Source organism: Aggregatibacter sp., assembly GCF_057314075.1.
Genome location: NZ_DBHLAR010000012.1, coordinates 97166 through 108353, shown reverse-complemented (window position 1 = coordinate 108353; position 11188 = coordinate 97166). Strand labels below are relative to the sequence as shown.

The window sequence follows — 11188 nt, the reverse complement described above, 5'->3', positions numbered from 1 at the left end:
ACAGCCACAGCCACAGCCACAGCCACAGCCACAGCCACAGCCACAGCCACAGCCACAGCCAAGTATTACACCATCTTTACCGGCGACCGCACAACTACTTGAGCGCGCAAACGCACAAGTGTCTCTTCGCCAAGCGGAATTACTGATGGTCGAAAATGAATTGAACGGCATTCACCAACGTTTAGGTGAAATTAGAACCGGTGAGAAAGGCAATATTTGGGTGAAAAACGTTAATTCACATCAAAAATTCACCGCACTTTCCACGGGTGAAAGTCAAACTTCCGGCTTTAAGCAAAACGTACATAGCTTACAAATTGGCGCGGATGTTGCAGCAACAGATAAGGTGCGTTTAGGCGGATTTGTCGGACACAGCCAAGCCAATATTGACTTCAACAATCATTACGGCAACGGAAAAGTGAAAGGACAAGCCATTGGGGTTTACGGGACTTACATGGCTGACAATGGTGTCTATTTAGATAATATTGCGCAATATAGTCGCTTAACCGCAAACTCAAATCATACGGAAAAACACCGTTACAACGCTTACACATTAAGCAGTGAAATCGGCAAACAATTCCAATTAGCCGGTGCATGGACCGTGACTCCACAAGCGCAATTGGCTTGGACGCATATTAACGGTAAAGAAAAAGAAGATAGCTTATCTGCCATTTCTTCTCGAATCGGTTTACGCCTTGCCAAAACCTTCGAGTTGAGCCAAGGATGGGAACTTCAACCTTATGCGGAAGCGAATGCGATCACGACACGCCTCCGCCACAGCGATATTAACTACAATGGTAGCCAACTCAATGTAGAAAGTTATCGCGGTCGGTTTACAAGTGCGGTCGGTTTTAACGCCGGTTTTGGCAATCACCGAATGGGAGTAGAAGTGAATCGCGCAGACGGCAAACACATCAAGCAACCATTTGGCGTACAAGCCGTCTATCGCTTCCAATGGTAGTTTAAAATGAATAAAAAATGCGCTTAGTTTTAAGCGCATTTTTCTTTTTATTAATGTAGATTATTTATACTCAACCACCACATCTGCTTCCGTAATGGCATCACCATAAATTGGCTTTAAGGTTTTTTCGTAAGCTTGTTTTAACACGCCTTGTTTCCCTAATTTTTCAATTTCAGCATTTAACCAGTTCAACAATTCGGTATCCCCTTTTCTCACTGCCGGCGCAATGAAATCTTGATCACCTAAGTTTTTCACGCCCACCGTAAAGCCGGGATTTTCTTTTGCCCATGCGAACAATAATGTGTTGTCATGGGCAAGCGCATCGCCACGACCGTCACGTAAAGCTTCGAAGGTTTCGGTATTTTGCTCAAATTTCAACAGTTTGATGTCAGGATAATTTTTAGTGAAATACGCATCTGCGGTGGTACCTTTATTGATTAACAAGGTTTTGCCTTTTAATTGGTTCACATCGGTAATCACTGATCCGTCTTTTGACACCACACCTAAGGCTACTTTCATGTAAGGTTTCGCGAAATCCACCACTTCCGCACGGGCAGGCGTAACGGTGAAGTTGGCAAGGATAATGTCCACTTTATTGGAGGTGAGGTATTCCACGCGGTTGGCAGCTTCAACTAACACGTATTCCGCTTTATTTTCATCGCCCAATAAATCTTTGGTGATGGCTTTGGCGATTTCCACGTCAAATCCTTGGCTTTTGCCTTGACTATCCACATAGCCGAATGGCGGTTTGTCACTAAATACGCCGATACGCACTTTGCCGGCTTGTTTGAGTTGCTCAATCGTTGACGAGGTCGCCGATTCCGTTTTGCCCTCTTTATCGTTGCAAGCGGTTAGGCCCATTGCCAATAATGCGGTGGCGAAAAGTGCGGTCACTTTTTTAAATGTTTTGTTCATAGTTAACTCCTCTTGGTTCGTAATTTAAAATGTTAAGAAAGGTTTTCGCACGGTCGGTTTGCGGATTAGTGAAGAAATCCGATGGCGAAGCCTGTTCAACGATTTGTCCTTTATCCATAAACACAATGCGATTCGCCACTTGGCGGGCAAAGGACATTTCATGGGTCACGATAAGCATCGTCATGCCGTCTTTCGCCAAGCCTAAAATCACATCCAACACTTCACGCACCATTTCCGGGTCAAGTGCGGCAGTGACTTCGTCAAACAGCATAATATCGGGGTTCATACACAAAGAACGCACAATGGCAATGCGTTGTTTCTGTCCGCCCGATAACTCGCGCGGATAGGCATTTTTACGCTCAAACAATCCAACCCGTTTCAGTAATATATGGGCTTGAGCTTCCACCTCGGCACGCTGGCGTTTCTGCACTTTGAGCGGACCAAGCAAAATATTATCGATGACCGACATATGCGGAAATAATTCGTAGCTCTGGAACACCATGCCGATATGTTGACGGGCTTTCACCCAAGGCAAGTCTTTACCCAACGCTCCTTCATTTTGCAAAATTAATTGACCGCTCTTTATCTCTTCTAAGCCGTTAATACAACGTAAGAGCGTACTTTTACCGCAGCCAGATGGGCCTAAAATTACCACCACTTCGCCTTTTTCAACGGATAAATTAATTCCATTTAAGGCAAGGGTGTCGCCGTAATATTTCACTAAATTTTTAATTTCTAATAAGGGCATACACACCTTCTATTTTTCCCAATAGGTTTCTAAATAACGTGAAAATAAGGATAACGGATAGCAAATCACAAAATATAACAAGAAAATCACACCATAAATCCACAAGGCAGCGGAGGGTTCCGTAAACAGGGAGGTTTCAATAATCTGTTGCCCAACTTTAATTACTTCCAATACACCGATTAACATAGCAAGCGAGCTGGTTTTCACCATGCGTGTAAACAAGTTAATAGCGCTTGGCGTAACGCGTTTCAAACTTTGTGGCAATAAAATATAACGAAAAGTCTGTAGCGACGTTAAACCTAACGCCTGGGCGGATTCTACTTGATGTTTTTCAATAGAAGTTAATGCGCCCCGCACCAAATCGCCCATTTCCGCCGTGCCCCAAAAAATAAAGACCAAAATACATACGGTAACGCCATCAATATGCGTATTGAACCATTTCGCCACGCCAAAATAGGTAATAAAGAGTAGGACCAACAAAGGAATAATACGGACAAATTCCAAATAAAAGCGGCAAAGGGCGCGAATGCCCCGGCTCTTGTTTGTCATTAATAAACCGAGAATTACACCAAGAACACAAGCGAAAAAAACGGAAACAAAGGCAATTTTGGCCGTCACCCATAATCCGCCCAGTAATCGCTCAAAGTTGCTCCCTTCAAATAACACATTAAGCCCCATATTTTGCTCTCCGTGTACGGCGTTCCAAATATGCAACAAATAAAGACACCGGCAATAAAATCATTAAATAAAATACGACCAATAAAAATAGAGCTTCATTCGTTTTGTAATCCATGCCAATAATTTCCTTTGCCATAAACATCAACTCAGCAATGGCAATCGCACTCACTACGGAAGTTTCTTTCATTAAAAATAAGCAATTAGCACCAATGGCCGGCGTAGCGATAGCAAAGGCTTGAGGGAATAATACGTAACGAAAGGCTTGTACCGGCGTCAATCCTAAACTTAAAGCGGATTCCAACTGAGCACGGGGAATCGCTTCCAAACCACCCCGAATGGCTTCTGACATATAACTTCCCCCTAAAAACGCAAGGCCAATCACCGCACAAGTAAAGCCGTCTAATTTAACACCCACCTTAGATAAGCCGAAATACAGGAAAAAAACCTGAATCAACAAAGGCGTGTTGCGGGAAAATTCAATATAAAATTTCACAATGGGATTGAGCATACACACTTTATATGTCGTCACAATGGCGCAGAAAAAACCGATGAACAACGAAAGTACAATCGCCCAGAAAGAAAGTTGTAAAGTGATAAATGTTGCATCAACAAATCTAGGGATGATATTCCAAATATACTGCCAATTCATGACTATTCCAAAATACGTGAACGTTTATGCATTATAAAAATAAGATAATTTCAGATGGAAAGATCAAATTCACATATCTTATAACCTAAAGAAATTTAACATTTGCTTTATTTTTATATATGAATCAAGGCCAAGTGAGGACCATTTTTTTTTGATTTTTGTTTATATGCAATAACAAAATTACGATAATTAGAATCAGTTGACAGCCTACACTTTGAAGATTAGAATACACGGTCTGTTCTTGTATGGACAGATTTGTAAAACAACATTCTTTAATGAATTTTATTAAACTGGAGTTTTTTAATGGCAACAATCAACCAGCTAGTACGCAAACCGCGTGTGAAAAAGGTTGTAAAAAGTAACGTTCCTGCATTAGAGGCCTGTCCGCAGAAACGTGGTGTATGCACCCGTGTATACACAACTACACCTAAAAAACCGAACTCAGCATTACGTAAAGTATGCCGTATTCGTTTAACCAATGGTTTCGAAGTAACCTCATACATCGGCGGTGAAGGTCATAACCTTCAAGAGCACAGTGTTGTGCTTATCCGTGGCGGTCGTGTTAAAGACTTACCTGGTGTGCGTTATCACACCGTACGCGGCGCATTAGACTGCGCAGGCGTGAAAGATCGTAAACAAGGTCGTTCTAAATACGGCGTTAAACGTCCTAAAGCTTAATGGTTCTCCGTTAAGTAAGGCCAAACGCTAAATTAGTAAAACTTATTTAAATCGCAAACTCCAGTATCTAATTAGCCCCTTATACCAAAAGTGCGGTTAATTTTTATCGAGTTTTGGGATACCCTGAAGATTATAAAAACGGAGAAATTCGCAATGCCACGTCGTCGTAGTATTGAACAACGCAAGATTTTACCGGATCCGAAGTTCGGCTCAGAATTACTTGCTAAATTTATCAATGTCATCATGGTAGATGGTAAAAAATCTATCGCAGAATCTATCGTTTATAACGCATTAGACACACTAGCTCAACGTACCGGTAAAGAAGCTTTAGAAGCTTTCGAAGCAGCATTAGAAAATGTACGTCCAACTGTGGAAGTGAAATCCCGTCGTGTAGGTGGTTCTACTTACCAAGTGCCGGTTGAAGTTCGTCCGGTTCGCCGTAACGCATTAGGTATGCGTTGGATCGTCGAAGCAGCTCGTAAACGCGGTGATAAATCCATGGCTTTACGCTTAGCGAACGAATTATCTGATGCATCTGAAAATAAAGGTGCGGCAGTTAAGAAACGCGAAGATGTTCACCGTATGGCTGAAGCGAACAAAGCATTTGCTCATTATCGCTGGTAATACGCTTTTAAGATTTAAGGGCTTCATCTTAGATGAAGCCTTACCCTTATATAAACTGATATTAAATTAAACAAGGTTATAATAATGGCTCGTACAACCCCTATCGAAAGATATCGTAATATTGGTATTAGTGCGCATATTGATGCAGGTAAAACTACTACCACTGAACGTATCTTATTCTACACCGGTGTAAGTCACAAAATTGGTGAAGTACACGATGGTGCAGCAACCATGGACTGGATGGAACAGGAACAAGAACGTGGTATTACCATTACCTCTGCTGCAACGACTGCATTCTGGTCTGGTATGTCACAACAGTTTCCACAACACCGTATTAATGTTATCGATACCCCGGGACACGTAGACTTTACTGTTGAAGTAGAACGTTCAATGCGTGTTCTTGATGGTGCGGTGATGGTTTACTGCGCGGTTGGTGGTGTTCAACCTCAGTCTGAAACTGTATGGCGTCAAGCAAACAAATATCAAGTTCCACGTATCGCGTTTGTAAACAAAATGGACCGTACTGGCGCTAACTTCCTACGCGTAGTTGATCAATTAAAAACCCGTTTAGGTGCAAATGCTGTTCCTCTTCAATTACCTGTGGGTTCAGAAGAAAACTTCACCGGTGTTGTTGATTTAATCAAGATGAAATCAATTAACTGGAATGAAGCTGACCAAGGGATGACTTTCACTTATGAAGATGTGCCTGCAGATATGCAAGCCGCTTGCGAAGAATGGCGTCAAAACCTTGTTGAAGCAGCAGCGGAAGCTTCCGAAGAATTAATGGAAAAATATCTTGGTGGTGAAGAGTTAAGCGAAGAAGAGATCAAAGCAGGTCTTCGTCAACGCGTATTAGCAAACGAAATCATCTTGGTAACTTGTGGTTCAGCATTCAAAAACAAAGGTGTTCAAGCTATGCTTGATGCGGTTGTTGAATACTTACCGGCACCAACAGATATTCCAGCAATCAAAGGTATCAACCCTGACGAAACTGAAGGAGAGCGTCATGCAAGCGATGAAGAGCCATTCTCTTCATTAGCGTTCAAAATTGCAACTGACCCATTCGTAGGTAACTTAACCTTCTTCCGTGTATATTCCGGTGTAATTAATTCTGGTGATACCGTATTAAACTCTGTACGTCAAAAACGTGAACGTTTTGGTCGTATCGTACAGATGCACGCAAATAAACGTGAAGAAATTAAAGAAGTTCGCGCGGGCGATATCGCTGCGGCAATCGGCCTAAAAGATGTAACAACAGGTGATACATTATGTGCAATTGAAGCACCAATCATCCTTGAACGTATGGAATTCCCTGAGCCGGTAATCTCTGTTGCAGTAGAGCCAAAAACAAAAGCAGACCAAGAAAAAATGGGGCTTGCATTAGGTCGTCTTGCACAAGAAGACCCGTCATTCCGTGTTCACACCGATGAAGAATCCGGTGAAACCATTATTTCCGGTATGGGTGAGTTACACTTGGATATCATCGTTGACCGTATGAAACGTGAATTCAAAGTGGAAGCTAACATTGGTAAACCACAAGTATCTTACCGTGAAACAATTCGTACTCGTGTTAACGATGTAGAAGGTAAACACGCAAAACAATCTGGTGGTCGCGGTCAATATGGTCATGTTGTTATCGACTTGTACCCATTAGAGCCGGAAGGTCCAGGCTATGAATTTGTTAACGAAATCAAAGGTGGTGTAATCCCTGGTGAATACATCCCAGCAGTTGACAAAGGTATTCAAGAGCAACTTAAATCTGGTCCATTAGCGGGTTACCCAGTAGTTGATATCGGTGTTCGTTTACACTTCGGTTCATACCATGATGTGGACTCTTCTGAATTGGCGTTTAAACTTGCAGCATCTTTAGCATTTAAAGCGGCATTCGCAAAAGCAAACCCAGTTTTACTTGAGCCAATCATGAAAGTTGAAGTAGAAACTCCACCTGAATATGTAGGTGACGTAATCGGTGACTTGAGCCGTCGTCGCGCGATGGTAAACGGTCAAGAAGCAAACGAATTCGTTGTTAAAATCGACGCTGAAGTTCCGCTTTCTGAAATGTTTGGTTATGCAACCGACTTACGTTCCCAAACTCAAGGTCGTGCTTCCTACTCAATGGAACCATTAAAATATGCTGAAGCACCGAAAAACGTGGCTGAAGCAGTTATTGAAGCTCGTAAAAAATAATTTTGTTTAACTAAGGCCACAAGCCATATCGGCTTGTGGGCTTATATATTGAGGAAACTTAATCGTGTCTAAAGAAAAATTTGAACGTACAAAACCGCACGTTAACGTGGGTACAATCGGCCACGTTGACCATGGTAAAACCACTTTAACTGCAGCTATCACAACCGTATTAGCAAAACACTACGGTGGTGCAGCTCGTGCATTCGACCAAATCGATAACGCGCCGGAAGAAAAAGCGCGTGGTATCACCATCAATACATCCCACGTTGAATACGACACTCCAACACGTCACTACGCACACGTTGACTGTCCGGGACACGCCGACTATGTTAAAAACATGATTACCGGTGCGGCGCAAATGGATGGTGCTATCTTAGTAGTAGCAGCAACTGATGGTCCTATGCCACAAACTCGTGAGCACATCTTATTAGGTCGCCAAGTAGGTGTTCCTTACATCATCGTATTCTTAAACAAATGCGACATGGTAGATGACGAAGAGTTATTAGAATTAGTTGAAATGGAAGTTCGTGAACTTCTTTCTCAATATGACTTCCCGGGTGACGATACACCAATCATTCGTGGTTCTGCATTACAAGCGTTAAACGGCGTAGCAGAATGGGAAGAAAAAATCCTTGAATTAGCTCAAGCATTAGATACTTACATTCCTGAACCTGAGCGTGCAATCGACCAACCGTTCCTTCTTCCAATTGAAGACGTGTTCTCTATTTCCGGTCGTGGTACAGTAGTAACTGGTCGTGTAGAGCGTGGTATCATCCGTACTGGTGATGAAGTTGAAATCGTAGGTATCAAACCAACTGCGAAAACAACCGTAACCGGTGTTGAAATGTTCCGTAAATTACTTGACGAAGGTCGTGCAGGTGAAAACATCGGTGCATTATTACGTGGTACAAAACGTGAAGAAATCGAACGTGGTCAAGTATTAGCGAAACCAGGTTCAATCACTCCACACACTGATTTCGAATCTGAAGTGTACGTATTATCCAAAGAAGAAGGTGGTCGTCATACTCCATTCTTCAAAGGTTACCGTCCACAATTCTATTTCCGTACAACTGACGTAACCGGTACTATCGAGTTACCGGAAGGTGTGGAAATGGTTATGCCTGGCGATAACATCAAAATGACCGTATCCTTAATCCACCCAATCGCGATGGACCAAGGTTTACGTTTCGCTATCCGTGAAGGTGGCCGTACAGTAGGTGCTGGCGTGGTAGCTAAAATTATCAAATAATTGATAAAACCCAATTGAAAAGGCGTATCGAATGATACACCTTTTTATTTTTATCATCTTGATAAAACGAATCTGATGAAAACACAATAAAAAAATGACCGCACTTTAATGAAATAAAGTACGGTCACAATTTTTAATATTTTTACTGAACTAGTATCAGCTATCTCTTCCAATTCTTCAGCGCATTTGCAAAGGCATTGCCCATTGCATTATTTGCTCGCGGCGAATTACTACGGTCTTGGCGGGCATTATCAGAACGCGGTTTTGCGGATAAAGTGCGGTCAGATTTGCCATCATTTTTCACCGCACTTTCATCTAAACGCATGGTTAATGCAATACGACGACGCGCCACATCCACTTCCAATACTTTCACTTTTACGACATCACCGGTTTTCACCACTTGATGCGGATCTTCCACAAATTTATCGCTAAGGGAAGAAATATGAACCAAGCCGTCTTGGTGTACGCCAATATCCACAAAGGCACCGAAATTAGTCACGTTGGTGACCGTACCTTCTAAGATCATACCTGCTTTCAAATCTGTGATTTCTTCCACGCCCTCAGCGAAAGTGGCAGTTTTAAATTCACCGCGCGGGTCGCGTCCCGGTTTTTCCAATTCTTTGAAAATATCCTGCACTGTCGGCAAACCAAATTGCTCATCGGTAAACTGTTTTGCATCAAGCTGGCGCACTAATCCTGCATTGCCCATTAAAGCCTGAATCGATTGTTCTGTTGCTTGTAGAATTTTTTCGACCACAGGATAGGCTTCCGGGTGTACACCGGAGGCATCTAACGGATTATCGCCTGCAGCGATACGCATAAACCCTGCACATTGCTCGAAAGCTTTCGGGCCTAAACGAGGCACTTTTTTCAGTTGCTCACGGCTGTCAAAACGCCCGTTTTCATCACGATATGCCACGATATTTTGAGCAATGGTTTTAGTCATCCCCGCCACTCGCGCCAATAACGGCACAGAGGCGGTGTTTAAGTCCACACCAACAGCGTTTACACAGTCTTCCACCACCGCATCCAATTTACGCGCTAATTGGCTTTGATTTACATCATGTTGATATTGCCCCACGCCAATGGCTTTCGGCTCGATTTTCACCAATTCCGCCAATGGATCCTGCAAGCGACGGGCAATGGACACCGCGCCACGCAAGGATACATCCAAATCGGGAAATTCCTGTGCTGCCAATTCCGAAGCGGAATAGACGGAAGCGCCCGCTTCGCTAACCACCACTGTTTGTGGTTTATTTTCTTTAATTTCCTTGATCACATCTTTGGCGAAACGTTCAGTCTCACGAGAGGCTGTCCCATTTCCGATAGCAATCAATTCTACGTTATGCTGCTTAATTAATTGGAAAATAGATAACATCGCGCGATCCATCTGCCCGGTATGCGGATAAATGGTATCGGTTGCCAATAACTTACCGGTGTTATCTACCACCGCCACTTTCACGCCGGTACGTAGCCCCGGGTCTAACCCCATTGTATTTTTCGCGCCTGCCGGTGCCGCCATTAAAAGTGCGGTCAGATTTCGGGCAAATACATCAATGGCTTCCTCTTCCGCTTTCTCACGCAAGGTTGCCATGAGTTCCGTTTCCAAATGCAACGCCACTTTAATTTTCCATGTCCACGCAATCACTTGCTCACGCCATTTATCCGCCGGCTGACCAGTGAAACGAACACCTAAATAATCACGAATAATCTCTTCACAATAGCTTTGGCGACTGCCCTCTTCCGCTTCCGGGTCCGCATTCAAACTTAATTGTAAAATGCTTTCATTACGTCCACGGAACATCGCCAAAGCGCGGTGAGACGGCACATTTTTAAGCAGCTCTTGGTGATCAAAATAATCTTGGAATTTCGCACCTTCCGCCTCTTTGCCCTCAATCACCTTAGAAACAATCAGCGCATTTTTACTTAAATAATCGCGCACTTTCGCCAATAATCCGGCGTCTTCGGCAAAACGTTCCATCAAAATATAACGAGCACCGTCTAATGCAGCCTTAACATTTGCTACCCCTTTCTTTGCATTCACATAATCAAGTGCGGTGGTTTCCGGTTCTGTTTTTGGCTCGTTCCAAAGTAAATCTGCCAATGGCTCAAGCCCCGCCTCAATGGCAATTTGGCCTTTCGTACGGCGTTTTGGTTTAAACGGTAAATACAAATCTTCCAGCTCGGTTTTACTTTGCGTGGTTTGGATTTTGTCACGCAATTCATCCGTTAATTTGCCTTGTTCCTCAATGGATTTCAAAATGGTTTGGCGGCGGTCTTCCAATTCGCGTAAATAAATTAAGCGGGTTTCAAAATGACGTAGTTGTGTATCATCTAAGCCGCCGGTGGCTTCTTTACGATAACGGGCAATAAAAGGAATCGTGTTGCCATCATCTAATAATTGAATGGCGGCAAGAATTTGACTATCGCGTACATTTAACTCTTGCGCGATAAGTTGGCTAATTTGCTGGTTTAACATGATATGTACTTCTTAAGAATGAA

The 11188-nt window shown here is 43.1% G+C and carries 10 protein-coding genes; 5 read left to right on the top strand and 5 right to left on the bottom strand.

Going from position 1 to position 11188, the window contains the following annotated elements; translation table 11 throughout:
• Positions 1-958 (top strand): autotransporter outer membrane beta-barrel domain-containing protein (locus ACO5E4_RS09060; RefSeq protein ID WP_485862815.1); only part of this gene is annotated, 958 nt, incomplete at its 5' end.
• Between the two features lie 60 nt (positions 959-1018).
• Here ACO5E4_RS09060 and ACO5E4_RS09055 read toward each other — a convergent pair.
• From ACO5E4_RS09055 to ACO5E4_RS09040, 4 genes are read right to left on the bottom strand one after another with little or no spacing between them, the layout of a single operon-like run.
• The gene (locus ACO5E4_RS09055) at positions 1019-1873 is read right to left on the bottom strand and encodes a cysteine ABC transporter substrate-binding protein (protein WP_485862814.1); all 855 of its coding nucleotides are present in this window, start codon (positions 1871-1873) and stop codon (positions 1019-1021) included.
• On the bottom strand, positions 1857-2621 hold the full coding sequence (locus ACO5E4_RS09050; RefSeq protein ID WP_485862813.1) for an amino acid ABC transporter ATP-binding protein: 765 nt from the start codon (positions 2619-2621) through the stop codon (positions 1857-1859). The genes ACO5E4_RS09055 and ACO5E4_RS09050 overlap by 17 nt, the downstream gene beginning before the upstream one ends.
• A 9-nt stretch (positions 2622-2630) precedes the next feature.
• On the bottom strand, positions 2631-3299 hold the full coding sequence (locus ACO5E4_RS09045; RefSeq protein WP_485862837.1) for an amino acid ABC transporter permease: 669 nt from the start codon (positions 3297-3299) through the stop codon (positions 2631-2633).
• Positions 3289-3948 carry an amino acid ABC transporter permease gene (locus ACO5E4_RS09040; RefSeq protein ID WP_485862812.1) on the bottom strand — a complete coding sequence of 220 codons (660 nt, stop codon included), beginning with the start codon at positions 3946-3948 and terminating at the stop codon, positions 3289-3291. The genes ACO5E4_RS09045 and ACO5E4_RS09040 overlap by 11 nt, the downstream gene beginning before the upstream one ends.
• A gap of 303 nt (positions 3949-4251) precedes the next feature.
• Here ACO5E4_RS09040 and rpsL point away from each other — a divergent pair, with 303 nt between their 5' ends.
• The 4 genes from rpsL to tuf all read left to right on the top strand — a co-directional run bounded on the left by rpsL (position 4252) and on the right by tuf (position 8686).
• Positions 4252-4626, top strand: a complete 375-nt coding sequence (gene rpsL / locus ACO5E4_RS09035; protein WP_005543325.1) for a 30S ribosomal protein S12 — start codon at positions 4252-4254, stop codon at positions 4624-4626.
• A 153-nt stretch (positions 4627-4779) separates the two neighbouring features.
• On the top strand, positions 4780-5250 hold the full coding sequence (rpsG, locus tag ACO5E4_RS09030) for a 30S ribosomal protein S7 (RefSeq protein WP_005555497.1): 471 nt from the start codon (positions 4780-4782) through the stop codon (positions 5248-5250).
• A gap of 84 nt (positions 5251-5334) precedes the next feature.
• Entirely contained in the window at positions 5335-7437 is a 2103-nt protein-coding gene (fusA, locus tag ACO5E4_RS09025) for an elongation factor G (RefSeq protein WP_021617120.1), read from the top strand.
• Positions 7438-7501: 64 nt separating this feature from the next.
• A complete protein-coding gene (gene tuf / locus ACO5E4_RS09020; RefSeq protein ID WP_109092123.1) occupies positions 7502-8686 on the top strand; it encodes an elongation factor Tu in 1185 nt (394 codons plus the stop codon).
• A gap of 160 nt (positions 8687-8846) precedes the next feature.
• On the opposite strand, the gene ACO5E4_RS09015 is transcribed toward tuf, so the two are convergent.
• Positions 8847-11165, bottom strand: a complete 2319-nt coding sequence (locus ACO5E4_RS09015) for a Tex family protein (protein ID WP_485862811.1) — start codon at positions 11163-11165, stop codon at positions 8847-8849.
• Between the last annotated feature and the right edge of the window lie 23 nt (positions 11166-11188).